Consider the following 19,835-nt stretch of genomic DNA (forward strand, 5'->3'; position numbering starts at 1 on the left):
TTTCGACAAAATTAAAGAAAAAATATCTTTAATTTTGTCGAAAACTCTTGATGAAATAAAAAAAATCATCAATATGACAATTTGAAAACTAATTTTGTGTAAGATTATGATTTTGCTTTAAATTTTTTAAACGTTAAAATATAATACCGTTGATTGTTGGTTTGGTGTTAAACCTTTGTGTTGGTATTTTCATTTTCAGAGCTTTAAATAATTTTGAATATTAGTGAAACCCAAACCATGATAATGAATTAAGGCTTCTTTAAGACTGGATTGTAATTTACTAATCTTATTTAACTTTTGATAACTAGTATCAGGGTTTGTACTAGTTTTGGTGGAATATAGAGTAGAATTTGTTTGTTTTGCTACTAATAAATATAGTGGTTGCATATCAGAAATAATTATTGATTTTTCTTTAATTAGTTGCTTATTCATATTTTCAATAATCCATTGTTTTTGTAATCTTTTGGTATTGGTGGATTGAACAAAAATATTATTATTGCTATCAACTGCCATTTGAATACAGCATTTGGTATCAGTTGAAAATGGATCGAGATGAGTTTTTCGTTTATCAAATTTATCTTTAAAATTGCCTTTATGAATTTCTTTAATAAATGTTTCATCCATTTGGATTTGACCATTTAATTTTTTAAATTTTAACTGTGTATTTTCTAATTGTTTTGATTGCATTAATTTTTGTCGATTATATCAAGCGGTTTTTGGGGTTGTTTTAATAAAACGAGAAATTATTTTACTAGATTGTCCTAACAATGAAATTTGAATTAATAAATTTCACTGTTCATAATTTAAATGACTTCAATAAGTAAAATGATGACGAAATGCATCAAAACTAGCACGACATTTTTTACATAAATATTTTTGTTTTCCTTCGGAATTATGACCATTTTTAACACAATGAAAAGATTTGCAATTAGGACATATAATGCCTTTATCTCTAAATTTTTGATCAATTTCATTTAAACGTTTTTGTTTTTTAATTAAGTCTGCTTGTTGTTTTATTTTTTCATAAAATTCTAAAAATTGATCATCTGTTAAGCTATTTATTAATTCTGTAATTATTTTTTTCATCATTTATTTACCTCCATATATTAAAAATATACCTAATTTTAGGTATATTTTATAAATATCAAGAGTTTTCGACAAAATTAAAGAAAAATATCCATAAAACTGATTAGTTAAGAAAGAAAGACCACGGGTTAATTATCATTTCCAGCAATATAATCATCATTTTTTAAACTATCAACCGAAGTCATAATTGCTTGTAACCGCATATAATAGTTTGATGAAGAAATAATTGGATATTTTTTATCAAAATAAACTTTAATATAGGTTAGTTTTTTACGATATGTTGTTAATCACTTATGAGCAATTAAATTTAACTCTTCCATAATTTCGCGTTGATTAACGCTCATCGCATCTTTTCGTTTGGCTGGATCTAATTTTTTGAACAATGTTGTCGCTTTTTTCTTAAAATTAATTGCATAAGCAACGAATCCAACCACACCACTAATTTTAACCGGTGTTACATAAATTCCCAAATCATGATTGCGACAATAATCATATTGAATTCGGGAAAAATCAGCGTGCTTTAATTCTGCTTGAACATAATTTAAATCATTAAATTCTTTAATGTTATAAATTTTAAAATCAACATAATAATCATATGGTGTCAAAAAACAATTATTAGTATATCAACTATACCGCGAAATTGACTCAAAAATTTCTTCTTCAATAAATTCAAATTCACGGAAATAATAAGTTTCTGTTTTTCAATAACGTTCTAAAATATAAAAAATTAATTCCTCACCATCAATATTATTTAAAAATCAAATTTTTTGAAAATTAATATTCCGATATTTTATTAAGTCCTCTTTTTCAATCCGTTTACTTGCATCAATTTTTTGCAAGTAATGATCATATTTTTTGACAAAATACTCATAAAATCACCGCAATGTTAATGTATACAAAATATAATAATAAGTAAAATCGGTTTTAAGGACATATTTAACCATTTTCATTAGTGTTCGTAATAAATTATTTGAAATTTTATTAGCTTTGTTAAAACCTCGTACTACTTGAATTACATTATCATTTTTTTCAATTCCATTTCGTCAAAAAATATATGTTAATTCTCCTTCGGCGTTCTTTTTATAACAAAAGGGAATAATACGAACAATCAGATTTATTTCATCATTTATTTGATATTCTAGATATCCTTCATTCTGAGTATCTTTAATAACTGTTCATTTTTTAACATTTTTACGCATTTCACCAAGAACAGCTTGAAACATTCGTTCTCGTAACCCATTACTACTTTTAGGAGCATATTTAACAACTGCCAATTCCAATTCAAGTTTATCGTATTTGGTTAAAGTTTTAAAGCCATATTCACCAATGGCAATTGTTTGATAACCAATTTTTTGAAAACTTTTTTTATAAGTAGTGAAGATTTCATGCATTATTTTACGAACATTACTCGCTAAATTAAGTTGTTTGCTAACAATACTATTTAATTCTAAAAATTTTGCTTTTTTTTGCATTAAATTCGCCCCTATTTTTAGTCCAATATAATTATAACAAAATTATTTAATATTTATAATCTGATCATTAACAACTTCAATCTCAAGTGCATTAGGTTTTTTATTTAAACCAGGCATTGTAATAATATCCGCTAAATATGCAATAAAATATTCTGCTCCTGAATTAATTTTAAGATCACGAATGGTAATGTGATCATCATTAGGATCTTTATTACCAAAAATTGTTTGATGATTTTTTGCCATACAAACAGGTCAAGTTTTATATTTATCATCTTGCTGATAAAATGCAATTTTTTCTTGAGCGACAGCACTAAAAGTAACTTTTGTTGTTTGATAGATTTTTTCACAAATAATTTTAATTTTATCTGTTAATGAAGTTGTACCTGGATTAAACAATAATTGATATTGTTGTGGCCGTGTTGTTTGTTCAATAATTGTTTTAGCTAATAATGGATTATCTTTAATTCCAAGATGATAAGTGTTATTAATTCCAAATGGGATTTTTTGTTCTGTTAATCAATTTGTTACTAACGTAATTTCTTCACTACCATCCGTTGCGAATTGATTTAAACAAACAACAAAGTTTAACCGATAATTTTGGATAATTTTAATATAATGTTCTAAATGAACTAACCCCTTTTTTAAACTAACAAGATCAACTGTTGCTAATTTTGTTTTATCAGCACCACCATGTAATTTCAAAGCCCGAATGGTTGCTACTAACACTGTACAGTCAAGAGTGTATTCTTTTTTTAAGTTAATGATATCATTAAACTTTTCGAACCCTAAATCACTACCAAAACCAACTTCACTAACAACATAATCACTTAATTTTAACGCTAAATCAGTGGCAATTAACGAATTGGCACCGTGTGAAATATTTGCAAAAGGACCACAATGTACGAACAATGGGGTTCCATATTTTGTTTGAACTAAATTTGGTAATACAGCATCTTTTAACAAAGCCAATAATGAACCTGTAATTTGTAGTTGTTGTAAATAAACTGGTTCGTTTTTAAAATTATAGGCCACAATTGCTTGATCTAAACGGCGCCGTAAATCATTAAAATCTTTACTTAGTCCTAAAATAGCCATAATTTCACTGGCCGCTGTAATTTGAAAATGCTCATTTCGATGAATTTTATCATTGATTTTAATTTTAACATTTCGTAAAGCACGATCATTAACATCTAAACAACGTTGTCAAACGACTTTTGCCGGATCGATTTGTAAGGCATTACCTCAATAAAGAATATTATCAATAATGGCACTAACCATATTATTTGCCGTTGTAATTGCATGAAAATCACCAGTATAATGTAAATTGATTTCATTTTCTGGTTGCATGACACATTCGCCCCCACCTGTCGCTGATCCTTTTAAGCCAAAAACTGGCCCCAATGATGGTTCTCGTAATGCTAAGGTTGTTTGATAACCTAAATGATTTAACATATCAGCAATACCAATTGAACAGGTTGTCTTTCCTTCTCCTGCTTTAGTTGGATTAATTGCTGTTACTAAAATAAACTTTGCTTTTTTTGGTAAATGACTAAAATTAAATGCTTTTACTTTTGCAATATAATCACCATATTTAATTAAATCATCTGTTGTTAAACCAATTTTGGTACCAATTGTTGTGATTTTTTCCATTCTTATCAACTCCTTTTAACTATTATAATAATAAACCATCGGAAAATGGACAATATCTGCATCAATAAAACTTTCCCCATTTTTAATAAAACCTAATTTTTCATAAAAACCAACAACTTGACTTTGAGCAAATAAATGAACAGCAGTAGGTTGATGGTTAGTTTGAACATAATTTAATAAAGTTTGTAATAATACCGTTCCCACTTGGTGATGACGATAACTTTTAAGAACAGCAATCCGTCCTAAAAACCAATTTTCATCTTGTTGCAAAATACGAGCACAACATACTGGTTTGTTATCATAATATCCAACAAGATGATTAGCAGTTTGATCATACTGATCAACTTCTTCTGCTAAAGGGACATGTTGTTCATCAACAAAGACAACTTTTCTAATTATAAGAGCATCAGTATAAATTGAATTATTAGTTCCTTTTGCACTTTTAAAAATGATGGTATTTTGCATTTAATTTTATGGTCCTTTCAGATACAATACTTATATAAAAACATTTTAACATAGAAAAGAGTGAAACATTAATGGATAAAACCCAAATAATTGATGGAAAAATGGTTAGTGAATTAATTAAGACAAAAGTCGCAGCAGAAGTTATTAAAATTCAAAAAAAGCATCACCGTGCTCCTAGTTTAACAATTATTCAAATTGGGGATAATAAAGCAAGCAGTACTTATATTAAAAATAAAAAGATTGCTTGTGAAAACGTGGGAATTATTTGTAATGTCCTAACATATCCTGTAACAATGACTGAAGAAGAACTTCTTAATCTTATTAATCAATTAAACCATGATTCAACCATTGATGCTATTCTTGTTCAACTACCGTTACCCATTCATATTAATAGCGAAAAAATTATTCATCGTATTATAACAAAAAAAGATGTTGATGGTTTTACCCCTGAAATATTGGGCAATCTAATGCTTGGCCATTATGATTTATTACCCGGAACACCAAAAGGAATTATGTTACTATTAAAGCATTATCAAATTGACTTAGCAGGACAACATGTTGTTATAATTGGTCGTAGTAATATTGTTGGTAAACCTCTTGCTAACTTATTAATTAACGCTTCAGCCACCGTTACGGTTTGTCATTCAAAAACAAAAAATTTAAGTTTTTTTACAAAACAATCGGATATTTTAATTTCAGCGGTTGGACAACCAAAAATAATAACTTCTGAAATGATCAAAGAAAACGCTATCATTATTGATGTTGGAATTAATCGAGATCATGATAATAAACTATGTGGTGATGTTGATTTTGAAAATGTTCTACCAAAAGTTAAAATGATAACCCCTGTTCCTGGCGGTGTTGGACCGATGACAATTGCTGCTCTATTAGAAAATATCTTATATCTTTATTATCAAAATAATAATTTATAATATAAAAATCCTCATAATTATTTATTTTAATTTTCTACTTTAAAAAAGAAAACTAATTCAATAATTACGAGGATATTTTTATTTTAGTTTTTGCAAAATTGTTTCAATATTATTTGCATTATCTAATGAATGATCATAAATAAATTCTAAATCTGGACAACAATAAATTTCTAATTTATGTGCTAATTTACTACGAATCTCATTTTTATATTCTTGCACAACATTAGTAAGTTCTAATTCTGGTTTTGATAATAATGAAGAATAATAAACTTTAGCATGACCTAAATCATTTGATAATTTAACAGCATTAATTGATAAAGTATTTAAAATTTCATCACGAATTTCTCGTTGCATAATAAGTGTTAAATCACGGGCAATCAACGATTGCATTTTTTCAATTTTAATTTTATTTGCCATATATATCACCTTATTTCTAACTTTATTAACATTATAACAAAGCATTTTAATAAAGCGAATACTTTTAAGCTATTCTGTATTTAATTAATATATTTTTCAATTTTGCCCAATGTTTATTTTTTTAAAGCAGCATCTAACGAAACTCGTAGTCATTTTTCGGACCAGCCATAATGTTTGAACCTATTTGTAAAAAACTAAAATTTTAATATTGTGTTCTTTTTGTTTTTTAATAATTTCTAAGTCTTTAATTTTTAATAAAATTACATTTTTTAAAAATTATTTTTCCATTTTTTACAGCTATAAATAAAATATATATGCGATGCGTCCTCAAGGTATAGGGAGTTCAAAACAATAAAAATAGGGATAATTTTAAAATTTTTACAAAAAAATGAGAATTTTAAAACTAAAACTCTCATAAATTTATAGCAAAATGCTATAATTATTTATGAGAGCATAGCATAGTTGTGGTTTAGCGATCTTGAGTATGCTCTCACATATATATTTTTAAATTAGTGAGTTATTGCAACTCACTTTTTATTATAACACTAAAAAAATAAAATAACATCACGATAATTCTTTAATTTTGTCGAAAACTCTTGATGAAATAAAAAAAATCATCAATATGACAATTTGAAAACTAATTTTGTGTAAGATTATGATTTTGCTTTAAATTTTTTAAACGTTAAAATATAATACCGTTGATTGTTGGTTTGGTGTTAAACCTTTGTGTTGGTATTTTCATTTTCAGAGCTTTAAATAATTTTGAATATTAGTGAAACCCAAACCATGATAATGAATTAAGGCTTCTTTAAGACTGGATTGTAATTTACTAATCTTATTTAACTTTTGATAACTAGTATCAGGGTTTGTACTAGTTTTGGTGGAATATAGAGTAGAATTTGTTTGTTTTGCTACTAATAAATATAGTGGTTGCATATCAGAAATAATTATTGATTTTTCTTTAATTAGTTGCTTATTCATATTTTCAATAATCCATTGTTTTTGTAATCTTTTGGTATTGGTGGATTGAACAAAAATATTATTATTGCTATCAACTGCCATTTGAATACAGCATTTGGTATCAGTTGAAAATGGATCGAGATGAGTTTTTCGTTTATCAAATTTATCTTTAAAATTGCCTTTATGAATTTCTTTAATAAATGTTTCATCCATTTGGATTTGACCATTTAATTTTTTAAATTTTAACTGTGTATTTTCTAATTGTTTTGATTGCATTAATTTTTGTCGATTATATCAAGCGGTTTTTGGGGTTGTTTTAATAAAACGAGAAATTATTTTACTAGATTGTCCTAACAATGAAATTTGAATTAATAAATTTCACTGTTCATAATTTAAATGACTTCAATAAGTAAAATGATGACGAAATGCATCAAAACTAGCACGACATTTTTTACATAAATATTTTTGTTTTCCTTCGGAATTATGACCATTTTTAACACAATGAAAAGATTTGCAATTAGGACATATAATGCCTTTATCTCTAAATTTTTGATCAATTTCATTTAAACGTTTTTGTTTTTTAATTAAGTCTGCTTGTTGTTTTATTTTTTCATAAAATTCTAAAAATTGATCATCTGTTAAGCTATTTATTAATTCTGTAATTATTTTTTTCATCATTTATTTACCTCTATATATTAAAAATATACCTAATTTTAGGTATATTTTATAAATATCAAGAGTTTTCGACAAAATTAAAGCGATAATTTGGAAATTTTTTTTATTTTGCTCTAACAAAAGTTATAAAATTATAAAAATTATCTTTTTAACAAAGTATTCTTATGATAATATTTAAAAGATTATCAAGGAGGAATTATGAAGCGTTGATCTTATCGAATTTGATATAAGGATTATCTTTGATATTATAAAGTAATAATTGCCAGTTTAGCTTTTGCATTTTTAGCTTATGGTTTTTATGCTGATATCTTCAAAGAATTTTGATATGTCAATAAAAATGCTTATCGATCTAGTTTACAAAATTATGATATATTATTAAGTTTTTATTCAGTCCAGGTTAATATTATTACGATTGCTTGATTATTGTTAGCTATTTTTAACCATCATCGTGAACAAAAAAGTTGGTTCTTTTCAACAAACTTTAAGTTAAGCATTTTAAATTGAAACTTATTAATGTTCTTTATTTTTTGAATTGGAATTGTTATTGGTTATAAGAATGGTGAAGTAACTATTGCTGACTACACTAAGGCACAAATTAGTTGTACCGTTGTAACCCATTTTATTATGCCCATTTTATTTTTTGTTTATACCCCATTATCATTTGGTGATCATCGTCTTAGTTGAAAAAAAGAATTTTTAACAAAAGATTGATGAATTAGTTTAAGTTACCCTATTTTTTATTTAATGTATGTTTTAATTCGTGCTGCTGCTTGAAATCGTGATGGGGATACGATTTGAGCTTATCCCTATCCTTTTTTAGATATTGATAATCCAATTATTACTTGATTAACCAAAGTGCAAGCTACATTTTTTATTATTTTTCTTTTCACAGTGGTCTTTACCGCTTTCCATGTTGCCTTGCAAAGTTTCAACAATGGGATGTACCGCGTATTTAATAAATATCAAAGCCAAACCTTATGATATGAAAGAATTTATCAAAATATTAAACAAAAATGCCAAAGAAAAAACATAGACAAGAAACAAAATAGTGATAAATAGGTCGTATAAATTATTTAAGGGTCTTAAATTAATATCTTAGAAATTGTGGAATAATATACCACTTACTTATTTAGATTGTATTACTTTTAATTTTATTGTCAACACTTTTTTCTATTTTTTTAAATTTTTCCACGACAAAAATACATGTTTATTAAAGTTATTTAATTTATTAGATAAAATTAATAAAAATATAAATTTCTTTGTAAATTATTAACTGAATAATTAATTCTATTTTCTTCTAGCAGTTGTTCATTATTTTTAAATAAATCAATTCTATTTTTTAATCCCATCATACTAGCATTTAATTTATTTTTAATAGTTTTTTCACTATAAATTGCTTTTTTAATCATAGTTCCTTTTCAATAATGAGAAATATCACCTTCCATATGACAACCAACATTATTTCATAATGTTTGATTTCTAACGCCTTCTTCATTATTTTTAATTAATGTAATAGTTTTATTTAAAAAATCTAATTTAGCATCGCTTATAAAAGATTTACTATCTTCTAAGCATTGTAATAATTCTTCATATTTAGCATTAAAAAAATAATCAACGGCTTTATGATATGTTTCTCTATTTTTCTTATTTTTATTTTGATAGGGATATAGTTTTTTAAATCTACTTGTAAGATGAAATTTATCTATTGTATAGTGAATTTTATTTTTAGGAAAATATTGATGCATAAAATTTTTAGTATTTTTAATTCAAGGTGCACCATCACCTAAAATCATAATTTCAATATTGGGTGTCATGTTGTAATGAGTTTCAATTAAAGTAAATAATTTTATAAGAACTGGTTTTAAATTTGCTTCTTTTTTAAGATAATCTGGAATATTATCCATTTCAAAAATACCTAATTTATTTGCAATTACAGGTCTTTTTACAGTATATTTTTCTTCATCAAAACCAGTATGTACAGTAGAAACTATTGTGTGTTTTTTTATCTTTTTTCGTCCTTGTTTTGTTGCATCTAACATTTTTAAATAAGTTCCATCAATTTGAATATATAAAGTATGTGGTACCTTAATTCTTTTATCAGTTTTATTAATATAATATTCTTTATCAATTTTTGCATTTTTCATAATATTAGATATTGTCATTAAACTAATTTTTACATGTTCCATAGTATCTAAAATATCTTTATATCTTTTTTTCTCAGTAATAAATGATAATATTTTTTCTTTAACAGAATTATCTATTCTTTGTCATTTTTCAATTCCTAAAAGTTTATCCAAAGGAAAAATATATTCTTCTTTACCTGTTTTTGGATTAATTTTATAATATTTTCTTCTTTTAAAAGTTATCTTACCATTTAAAATATTTAATGTTCTTGCTTTTATTTCTTTTACTTTATAATCTTTAAATTCTTTTAAAGTTTCATCAGTTTTATAATTTTTAAAAATTCATTCATCAGAATTTTCTAAATTTTGCTGAATAATTTCAATACTTTGTATATATAACAAATTAATAAAATTATTAAAAAAGTTTTTATCAATATTCATTATTTTTGTACCCTCTTTCTATAGTTTAGGACAATATCATAAAAATAATGAAAATGCAAAAAAAGATATTATTTTTTATTTATTGTGTTATAATTTAAGTGTTAATTATTAGCAAATTAATTTAACTGAAAAAAGTAAAGCAATTTACTTTTTTTCTTTAATTTTGTCGAAAACTCTTGATATTTATAAAATATACCTAAAATTAGGTATATTTTTAATATATGGAGGTAAATAAATGATGAAAAAAATAATTACAGAATTAATAAATAGCTTAACAGATGATCAATTTTTAAAATTTTATGAAAAAATAAAACAACAAGCAGACTTAATTAAAAAACAAAAACGTTTAAATGAAATTGATCAAAAATTTAGAGATAAAGGCATTATATGTCCTAATTGCAAATCTTTTCATTGTGTTAAAAATGGTCATAATTCCGAAGGAAAACAAAAATATTTATGTAAAAAATGTCGTGCTAGTTTTGATGCATTTCGTCATCATTTTACTTATTGAAGTCATTTAAATTATGAACAGTGAAATTTATTAATTCAAATTTCATTGTTAGGACAATCTAGTAAAATAATTTCTCGTTTTATTAAAACAACCCCAAAAACCGCTTGATATAATCGACAAAAATTAATGCAATCAAAACAATTAGAAAATACACAGTTAAAATTTAAAAAATTAAATGGTCAAATCCAAATGGATGAAACATTTATTAAAGAAATTCATAAAGGCAATTTTAAAGATAAATTTGATAAACGAAAAACTCATCTCGATCCATTTTCAACTGATACCAAATGCTGTATTCAAATGGCAGTTGATAGCAATAATAATATTTTTGTTCAATCCACCAATACCAAAAGATTACAAAAACAATGGATTATTGAAAATATGAATAAGCAACTAATTAAAGAAAAATCAATAATTATTTCTGATATGCAACCACTATATTTATTAGTAGCAAAACAAACAAATTCTACTCTATATTCCACCAAAACTAGTACAAACCCTGATACTAGTTATCAAAAGTTAAATAAGATTAGTAAATTACAATCCAGTCTTAAAGAAGCCTTAATTCATTATCATGGTTTGGGTTTCACTAATATTCAAAATTATTTAAAGCTCTGAAAATGAAAATACCAACACAAAGGTTTAACACCAAACCAACAATCAACGGTATTATATTTTAACGTTTAAAAAATTTAAAGCAAAATCATAATCTTACACAAAATTAGTTTTCAAATTGTCATATTGATGATTTTTTTTATTTCATCAAGAGTTTTCGACAAAATTAAAGCTTTTTTTTATTTTGATGTAAAATATAGATAATAAAAAAGAACTTGTGAGAGTTCTTTCATAGTTTTTATATACTCTTTTATTTAATCATATTCATTAAATAATAGCAATTTTAATATGCAAAAAGGAGTAAAAAATGGTAACTTTTAAGACTATTTCGCGTAAAACTAAGGAGTTTTTACGGCAAAAAGCGGACAAATTAAGCAATAAAAGAGCATATTTATATTATTTAAAACTACCATTTAATGATTGAAAAAATAAAGTTGATACAAAAACCGTTGATTTTATTAAGGATACGATAAATCAATTAGAAATAGAATTGGAATTAGCTTTATTAAATGACCAATATGGCGGGGGTAAGAAGATATATGTTGAGAAATATGTTAAAGATACAAATATAAATAATTCAAATATAGTTATTACTTTTGATAAAGAAGAATTACCAAAAATAAATGAGGTGATTAAAGATGCTTAAACATTTTTTACATTTAGATGAAATACCAAGATGATTTTATCAGCAAAATGTTCCTAATGCTCCTTGAAAAGAAATATATAATCCTGCTGATGAATATAATGAAATTGGATCACGGTTTAGTGCTAAAACATGGATGATTAAAGATAATCCGATTGGTAAATCATGTGCTATATCTTTATTAGTAAATAAACCAATATTTATTATTGCTGTTCAAAAAATGGGTAAAGATATTAGAAAAGGTGTTTTTGAAAATATACAAAATACTCTTAATGCTATGAATATTAATTATAAAGTTAATTTATCTGAGCATTCTTTTACTCTAGATAATGGTACTTATATTATTTGTAAAGGATTACATTCAACTACTAAAAGAGAAAAATTAAAAGCGTTTGCTGATTTAGAAAAATATGAATTTGCGATTGAATGAAGAGAAGAAGCAGACCAATTAACAAGAGAAGACATAAGTGAGTTAGATTATGCTGTTCGTGGTGCAAAAAGAAAGTTTATTATTAATTCATCAAATCCTGAAAGTTTAAAAAGATATATTATTGGATATTGTAATGAAATAATGCCATTTGATGAAGAATTAATGCGATTAAATTATGACCAAATAGGTAAATTTAAAATAAATTATTATGAAAAGAATGAGAAATTTACTAAAACAGTTATTATTCATTATTCTAGTTGAAGACTTAATAGTTATTTGGATAGTGATGTTAAAAGAAAGCAACTTATATTAGAAAAATTAGATCCTGAAAGAGCAAGAGTATGGAGTTGAGGATTACCTGGTAATACTAGTGGTTCAATCTTTGCAAGATATATTGATATTATGCAAGCAACAGATATTATTCAACCAACTAAATTATTAGGTGGTGTTGATTTAGCAAACTCTACTAGTCCTAAGGGACATACTACTGCTGCTAGTTTTTGATTGTATAATTCATTTAATAAAAAAGCATATAAAGTTGCTGAATATACACATTCAAATGCTACACAACAATTTAAAGGAACATTAGAACAAGTTAAAGATATTTTAGAGTTTTATAACAATCAATTAAATCAATATTTTAATTTAATACAACAAGGTATATCAATTAATGTTGATGACAGTGCTTATGCAACATTAGAAAGTTTAAATAGAGAAAAATATAATTATTCTTTTGGTCAATATATGCATTTTAAACCAGCGCAAAAGCAGAAATTTAAAATAAAGCATCGTATTGAAGCATTTACCATGTTAATAAATACTAATCAATTAAAATGATTATGAGAAAAATGTCCTGTAAGTAAAACCCAATATGAATTAATTCAATGAGAAGATAAACCTGATGTAAGAGAAGAACGAATGTTAGACTTATATGATGATACATTTGATAGTGATTTTTATGCTTTACACTTTGAATTAATACCAATGGTTAAACATAATAGTTCAGCAGATTATAAATTATGACAACAAAGGGAGTGAATAACTTAATGAAAAAAGATATTTATGTAATACACGATGAAAGAGTAATTAATGCAAAAAGACCATATATGTCTGTTTGTGGACAAGTTAAAAAAAGACTTTGTCAAGAATTAAAAAAAGATAATATCGCAATATGTAAATTAAATTTATATAACGAATATATTAAGAAATATCAAAAAGTTAAAGTATGTGTACAAGTTTTAGCAAATGAACCTAGTTTATTAACAGTAAATATTATTAATTATGCACTTATTTTAAAATTAAAGGAGCAAAATAACAATGAATAATACTTTTCCTAGTTTACCAAACTTAAATGATATTAATAGTGTTTTAAAATTTTATAATTATGATTGAACTATTAATTTAGCCAATATTATTGCTCGTCATCAAATGCGATTAGTTAATGGTAAAGATATTTTATTTAAGTCTCATCGTAAAGACATTTTAGAAAAATTAAATTGATGATATGAAACTTATAAAATAAAAGAAAAATTAGATAAAAATGAATTAACAGCAAGTTTAATGGGCAAAACTATTTTTGGTTTATTAGAAACATCAGATGGCAATATTGATTTATGAATTAATCCTTTTAACTTTACATCTCGTGTAAGTAAAATAAACGAAATTGAACAAGGTGCTGATATTTGATTAAATTATCATCAATCAGATAGTGGTTTTATTTTAAATTTAATTTGTACCAAAGATAAAATAGTTATTAAAGGTTGACCTAAAAATAATGAAGTAGTTGTTGGACAAAGTAAAACACAAATTAAAGATGATGTTAAACCTGTTTTAGTACAAGAATTTAAAAATAAATTAGGCGTAGTTCCTTTTTGAGAAATGATTAATGAACCTAATCCGTTATTTTTATCAACATCAACTACATTAAACCCATTACCTACAATGGCAAATTGTTATAAATTACAATTTGATTTAGAAGATAGTTTTAATATTAAATCAAAAGAAAGATGAGCAAATCGTACTCATTGATATGGAATATTAGATGATGATTTAATGACTGCTTATAACAAAGGTAATAAAAAAGTATTACAAGATGCTTTTGATGATATTTTTATTCAATCAGGTCAATCAGCCGTAGATGGTCAATTATCTCAATCTTTACAAGTAGTACAAGGAACACCAACCTTAGAAACATATACGGAAGACCAAAAAGCAATTATTGAACAAGTATATTTAGCATGTCATTTTTCTAGTCCTTTTGGTGATAAATCAGATAATGACCAAAATAAAACACAATCTTTATTAACTAAAACCAAAGATTTAGAAAAACAAGCATATTTACAAGCATATCGTAAGCAATATTATACAAAAGTGTTTGATACCGTTTTAAAATATTACGGTTTATGAGATGGTACTGGTGAAAGACCTTATGGTTTTGATTTTGTTAGTGCTAGTTTAGTAGATCAAATGCGACAAAATGAATTAATTACTGCTAGATTAGATAATGGCACAATGGAACCAATAAGAGCAATTACTGAATATGAAAATATTGATGAATTAGAAGCAGCAAAATATTTAGAAAAAATAGAAGCATGACAAGATAAAATGCAAGCCAAAGAAATAGAACATAATAATAAATTAATGGAATATGATGAAACTGGTAATAATCAAAATGCCTTACAAGGTAGAACAGAAATTAAGGAGAATTAAAAAATGAGTAGAATTAACCCAGGGGTTATCGAAGAATTACGAAGACAAGCCCATGATACTTTAATAGATATTAGAGAAAACATAAAAGACAATCGCCATTGAATGGTATTTCCTTTTAATGTTTATAGTTCATATATTCCTGATACTGAAACAGGTTGAAAACCTAATAATGCTAAACCAAGTGATTATGGTAGTTATTCACGCATATTTGATAATATGGAAAGTACTATTGCACAATGACAAGATAGTTTAAAAATAGTGCAAAAATATAAAGGTGAAGAAATTAATATATTAACGATTGATGATTTTAATAAACAACCAATTAATTCAACTATATGAGCAAATAATGAAACACCTTTTGCGATAAAATTAAAAGATGAAAATAATAATGTTTATTGAAAATTAATTGATGGTGAAAACATTTATGATATTAATAGAATGCTAGAATACTTAAAGCAATATAAATTAAGTTATTTTATGAATAATGATAATAAAGCAGATAACTTTTATACAAAAGAAGTTAAAGTTGGTAAATATTGAGATTCTTATATGATTGATGATAGAAGTTCAATTCAATTTGGCGATGCTAAATTTGAACAAGTATTTACTCAACAATCAACAGAACGACAATATACTTTATTAATTTTAGATGAAGATGCTGAGAAATTAAATATTAATGATTATTATAATTTTTATACTGTATTTAATGATCGTGGTTTAAATATTGGTGGTGGTGATATTAATTCTGCACCCCAAGATAGACAATGATTATATCCATCAAATGTTATTAATTATTATTCACCTTATGATGGTAGTTTTTTATGACAAGAAATTACCTTTTCAAGTATTAATGACAAAATTAGTAATAGTGGTTTGGCAGTACGACAATTTATTCAAACATCAGCACCAGGTGAAGGTTATTGTTTTCCTAAAATAACTTATGATGAAAAACTAAATAAAGGTATTGTTGAATTAGATGAAGTTTTATTAAAAGACCCAGGTGTTAGAGCAATGGCAGTTAAATTTTATGGTAATCCTATCTTTTTTGATATGCCAGTTATTGGCCGACCAATTATTAAAGGTGAATTTAATAAAAAAGTAATGAATTCAAGGGACTTGCTAATGTATAATATGTATCCTGCTGCTCCTGATAAAATAAATACTTATGCATCACCAGATGTAAGTTGATATAACATTCAAGGTATACAACCAACAATGATAACAGGATTTAAAGATTGAAAAGATAGTATGGAAGCAAGATATGATTTTTGAAATCAAAAAAATAGTGAGGGTATTGTTATAACTGACCCAACTACTACATCAGCAACTAATTCTAGTGTTGGTAGAAATATTCATACAGAAGATGATAATTCTAAGTTTTATTGGTCTAAAAACTGAAATATAACACCACCAAATAAAGTAAAAGTAAATAGTGGTAATGTTGATAATATAATTAGTACTCAAGCCTCATCATATTTTAGAAGAAAAGATGAATTTGGTAATACAGTTGGTCAAGTTCAATTTGAATATAATAAAATGGGTACATCTAATGTTTGAGATATTTTAAATATGAATAATTTTATTAATCGCCAAACAACCGTATTGCCTTTAAACTATACACAAAAATTAGTTTTTAATCCTTTTACGATACCGGGCGGAGTTGGTAAATTCTTAAACTTTATTTCGTTTGGTATTCCATGAGGGTGAGTAATTAATCAAGATGAAAAAACTTGACCTAATTTTCAATTTCTTAATGGTTTTATGAGTGCTAATATTTATAGTTTTTATAATGATGCATTTTGAGGTGATAGTGCACAAGGTAATGGATATTTACCATTTGAAATATTTAGAGAACAAGGTAATGATAAAGTTGGTGCTATCTTTGGAGCAAATGCTACTAGTTTAGGGTTTACAACTTTATTAACTGATAAATGTAAAGGTACTGTTTTAACTAACGATGGTAAACCAACAGAAGAATTAATTTATTCAACTTATAATCTAAAACAATTAAATCCTAAAACTAATCGAGTTTATTTAATTAATGAACAAACCAAAGCAGTTGATGCTCAAACACCAGTTAGTGATAGTGAAAAAGATAATGATTTAGAATTCTTACAAACACCAGATGGGACAAATTGTAGTTATATAATTGATATGTTTTCAATTCAAGCATTATATAAAGGTAATTTTGAAATTATCTTTTATGCTGATAATCCATATACTAATAATGAAGAAGATTATTTAAGATTATCAGTATGAAGTTTTAGAGGTAAAACAAAAAGCGTATTAAACAATTATTTACGCGATATGACAACTAATTATAAAACTAGTTTCTTATTACCACACGATTATGAAATACCAACATTTAATTACCCACAATATGTTCTCCCACCAGTACCTTATAACTATAAACCTTATACAAAAGATATCTGAGATGGTAAAACAGGGCAAACATTAAAAACCAAAATTACCGCACCAGCACAATGTAAAAATAACAAAATTGAATATTCACCAACTTTATTTCCTAATGATTTTAGTTATGGTTATTATGAAACTGAAATTGATTTAAGACAAATTGACCCAACAATTCAAAGTATAGATAAATTTATTAGTTCATATAAAACTATTGAAATAAGTAATCTTAATAATTTACAAGTTAGATGTTTGAAACCTGATATAGAAAGATTTATTAAAGACAGAAATGTTAATCTTTTAGGTGGTTCTAATGGTTGTAATTTAAATGGTGGCTTATTATCTAATATAACTTTACAAAAAACAGGATTAGAACAAAAAGATAATGTTAATTTTGATAATACAATAACTTTGTACACTGATAATATAACTAATCAAATTCAAACATTCTCTACTGCATATACTAATGGTTTACCAAGTGGATATTATCCAAATTTATATTTAACTGAACAAAATAATTGAAATATTATGTTTATACTTAGAATAACAAAATTATCTGATACTGATAAAGATAAAATTAAAGAAACATATTTACAAATATATTATACAAATGATATGAAATTAAAAATTAGATTTTCAAAAGTATTATTTGCTCAGTTATTATTGAATACTGGATTTGATTATTGTGGTAATGATAAAGATATAACAATAGACTTAAATGCTTTGGGTGTATTAAATATAGTAAATAATAGTGATAATCCTATTAAAATTACAATTAAACCAAGATAAAAGAAAAAGAGATGTAAAATCTCTTTTTTTTATTCACCTTTAACTTTTACATTACCTTTATCATCAATAATTAAATCAGGTATATTACTATTTAAATTTCAACGGTATACTGATTTAAAGTAAACTCCATTATCTATTTGCCAGGGTTTTATAGTTTTATACGAAGATTGTTGTTCACTAATTATAATATCAAAATTAGTTTCTGTTTTATGTTGTCCAATAAAAATATAGTATTTATCTTGGTCATCAAACTTATTATATCTTTGTTTTTCTGTATTTTGAAATTTAGCAATTCTTCAATTATTATTTTTATCACCACGCCATACTACATAATATCATTTATTATCAACAGTATTAAATGGTTTTTCTTGTGGTGCTGTTCATTCTAAATTGTCTTTAATTTCTTGGTTATTTGTTTTAATTTTGTTTTCTTTTTTTAATTGTGCTAATTCTTCGGGTGTATATTCATGTTGTGGTGTATTACAAGCAACTAAACTGGTTGTACTGGTTCCTATTAAAGTGATTGTTCCTAAAAGACTTAATATTTTTTTCATTTATTTTAAATCTTAACTATTTTTCAACATCTAAAAAAACAGTTGCTTCGCCAGTATAAATTGTTGAGTCACTTGAAAATACTGTAATCCTTTTTTCATTATTATTGTATAAATCATCAATAATATTTTTAATTCCTATCTTAGTTATATCTAATTGAGGATTTTTATCTTTTAAAAAATCTTTAATTTGTTGTTCGGTTAGTAATCCTTTTTCATTATTAATTTTAACTGTTCCTAAAATAGGATTTGAAATAATTTTAGATAATTCATTTATTTTATTTAAATTGTTATTTTCTAAATCTATAATTTTTATTCTATGAACGTTAATAATGTTATTTAAATCTTTTCAACCAAACCTAACAAAAATATCAGTACTACTAAATTCAATAATTGCTGATTGACTAAAATTTAGTCAATTAATTAATATAGCATTATTAGTATTATTTTTTACAAAGTAAACATTTTCATTATTTACAAAATATTTATTGTCTTTACTATCAATGCCTAAAAATCTAATATATTTTTCTTTAATTCCATATATTTTTTCAATTATTGATTTATATTTACCATTTTTTTCTATAGAATAGAAAACATTAACACCGTTATCAGTTTCTGAATTTAAATTATCTGATAAAACAGATTTATCAATTGAATATAAAACTTGTAGTGGTTCACCATAATTAAAAGTTTTATCACTCGAATTTAATGTTGCGCTTGACTCTTTAATATTTGTAATATTAATTTTATTTATATCTATGCTAGGATTTAGTTCTTTTAATTTATCTTTAATTTGTTGTTCTGTTGGCAAATCAGCACCATTAGTTTTAATTACTGCTTGATATCTTTGATTATAATTACTAGCGGCAATTGTTGTTGGGACAGCAGTTCCGCTAATAGTTAATACACTTAATAAACTAAGTAATTTTTTCATACTTGTATTTCTCCTTTTCT

General features: G+C 24.9%; 17 protein-coding genes. 8 read left to right on the forward strand and 9 right to left on the reverse strand.

Going from position 1 to position 19,835, the window contains the following annotated elements; translation table 4 throughout:
* Positions 1 to 126: 126 nt before the first annotated feature.
* From ACOBME_RS11525 to ACOBME_RS11540, 4 genes are all read right to left on the reverse strand, one after another.
* On the reverse strand, positions 127 to 1,089 hold the full coding sequence (locus ACOBME_RS11525; RefSeq protein WP_338963247.1) for an IS1/IS1595 family N-terminal zinc-binding domain-containing protein: 963 nt from the start codon (positions 1,087 to 1,089) through the stop codon (positions 127 to 129).
* Positions 1,090 to 1,214: 125 nt separating this feature from the next.
* A complete protein-coding gene (locus ACOBME_RS11530) occupies positions 1,215 to 2,558 on the reverse strand; it encodes a hypothetical protein (RefSeq protein ID WP_338966529.1) in 1,344 nt (447 codons plus the stop codon).
* A gap of 42 nt (positions 2,559 to 2,600) precedes the next feature.
* Positions 2,601 to 4,208: a formate--tetrahydrofolate ligase gene (locus ACOBME_RS11535; RefSeq protein ID WP_419335353.1), complete on the reverse strand. Its 1,608-nt coding sequence runs from the start codon at positions 4,206 to 4,208 to the stop codon at positions 2,601 to 2,603.
* A gap of 15 nt (positions 4,209 to 4,223) precedes the next feature.
* On the reverse strand, positions 4,224 to 4,673 hold the full coding sequence (locus ACOBME_RS11540) for a GNAT family N-acetyltransferase (protein WP_198049372.1): 450 nt from the start codon (positions 4,671 to 4,673) through the stop codon (positions 4,224 to 4,226).
* A 71-nt stretch (positions 4,674 to 4,744) separates the two neighbouring features.
* Here ACOBME_RS11540 and ACOBME_RS11545 point away from each other — a divergent pair, with 71 nt between their 5' ends.
* Positions 4,745 to 5,605, forward strand: a complete 861-nt coding sequence (locus ACOBME_RS11545) for a bifunctional 5,10-methylenetetrahydrofolate dehydrogenase/5,10-methenyltetrahydrofolate cyclohydrolase (protein ID WP_338966533.1) — start codon at positions 4,745 to 4,747, stop codon at positions 5,603 to 5,605.
* 78 nt (positions 5,606 to 5,683) lie between these two features.
* Here ACOBME_RS11545 and rbfA read toward each other — a convergent pair whose 3' ends face one another.
* Positions 5,684 to 6,022: a 30S ribosome-binding factor RbfA gene (gene rbfA, locus ACOBME_RS11550; protein WP_338966534.1), complete on the reverse strand. Its 339-nt coding sequence runs from the start codon at positions 6,020 to 6,022 to the stop codon at positions 5,684 to 5,686.
* A 675-nt stretch (positions 6,023 to 6,697) separates the two neighbouring features.
* Positions 6,698 to 7,660 (reverse strand): IS1/IS1595 family N-terminal zinc-binding domain-containing protein, encoded by a 963-nt coding sequence (locus tag ACOBME_RS11555; RefSeq protein ID WP_338963247.1) that lies wholly within the window; start codon positions 7,658 to 7,660, stop codon positions 6,698 to 6,700.
* Between the two features lie 195 nt (positions 7,661 to 7,855).
* Here ACOBME_RS11555 and ACOBME_RS11560 point away from each other — a divergent pair, with 195 nt between their 5' ends.
* Positions 7,856 to 8,716: a hypothetical protein gene (locus ACOBME_RS11560; RefSeq protein WP_419335356.1), complete on the forward strand. Its 861-nt coding sequence runs from the start codon at positions 7,856 to 7,858 to the stop codon at positions 8,714 to 8,716.
* 179 nt (positions 8,717 to 8,895) lie between these two features.
* On the opposite strand, the gene ACOBME_RS11565 is transcribed toward ACOBME_RS11560, so the two are convergent.
* Positions 8,896 to 10,221, reverse strand: a complete 1,326-nt coding sequence (locus ACOBME_RS11565; RefSeq protein WP_338966251.1) for an Mbov_0401 family ICE element transposase-like protein — start codon at positions 10,219 to 10,221, stop codon at positions 8,896 to 8,898.
* A gap of 235 nt (positions 10,222 to 10,456) precedes the next feature.
* On the opposite strand from ACOBME_RS11565, the gene ACOBME_RS11570 reads away from it, so the two are divergent.
* From ACOBME_RS11570 to ACOBME_RS11595, 6 genes are all read left to right on the forward strand, one after another.
* Positions 10,457 to 11,419, forward strand: a complete 963-nt coding sequence (locus ACOBME_RS11570; RefSeq protein WP_338964514.1) for an IS1/IS1595 family N-terminal zinc-binding domain-containing protein — start codon at positions 10,457 to 10,459, stop codon at positions 11,417 to 11,419.
* Between the two features lie 235 nt (positions 11,420 to 11,654).
* Positions 11,655 to 11,993, forward strand: a complete 339-nt coding sequence (locus ACOBME_RS11575; RefSeq protein WP_338966254.1) for a hypothetical protein — start codon at positions 11,655 to 11,657, stop codon at positions 11,991 to 11,993.
* Positions 11,986 to 13,467 (forward strand): PBSX family phage terminase large subunit, encoded by a 1,482-nt coding sequence (locus ACOBME_RS11580; RefSeq protein WP_338966257.1) that lies wholly within the window; start codon positions 11,986 to 11,988, stop codon positions 13,465 to 13,467. Before ACOBME_RS11575 ends, ACOBME_RS11580 begins: the two co-directional genes overlap by 8 nt.
* A complete protein-coding gene (locus tag ACOBME_RS11585; RefSeq protein ID WP_338963373.1) occupies positions 13,467 to 13,745 on the forward strand; it encodes a hypothetical protein in 279 nt (92 codons plus the stop codon). Before ACOBME_RS11580 ends, ACOBME_RS11585 begins: the two co-directional genes overlap by 1 nt.
* Positions 13,738 to 15,129, forward strand: coding sequence for a hypothetical protein (locus ACOBME_RS11590; RefSeq protein ID WP_338966260.1), 1,392 nt, complete (start codon positions 13,738 to 13,740; stop codon positions 15,127 to 15,129). The genes ACOBME_RS11585 and ACOBME_RS11590 overlap by 8 nt, the downstream gene beginning before the upstream one ends.
* A gap of 3 nt (positions 15,130 to 15,132) precedes the next feature.
* A complete protein-coding gene (locus tag ACOBME_RS11595; protein ID WP_338966263.1) occupies positions 15,133 to 18,330 on the forward strand; it encodes a hypothetical protein in 3,198 nt (1,065 codons plus the stop codon).
* Between the two features lie 29 nt (positions 18,331 to 18,359).
* Here the strand turns inward: ACOBME_RS11595 and ACOBME_RS11600 are convergent, their stop codons facing one another.
* Both ACOBME_RS11600 and ACOBME_RS11605 read right to left on the reverse strand, forming a co-directional pair.
* A complete protein-coding gene (locus ACOBME_RS11600; protein WP_338966265.1) occupies positions 18,360 to 18,884 on the reverse strand; it encodes a lipoprotein in 525 nt (174 codons plus the stop codon).
* A gap of 16 nt (positions 18,885 to 18,900) precedes the next feature.
* The gene (locus tag ACOBME_RS11605; protein WP_338963611.1) at positions 18,901 to 19,815 is read right to left on the reverse strand and encodes a hypothetical protein; all 915 of its coding nucleotides are present in this window, start codon (positions 19,813 to 19,815) and stop codon (positions 18,901 to 18,903) included.
* Positions 19,816 to 19,835 lie beyond the last annotated feature (20 nt).

This window comes from Spiroplasma endosymbiont of Sarcophaga variegata (assembly GCF_965178695.1).
Taxonomy (GTDB): Bacteria; Bacillota_I; Bacilli_A; order Mycoplasmatales; family Mycoplasmataceae; genus Spiroplasma; species Spiroplasma poulsonii.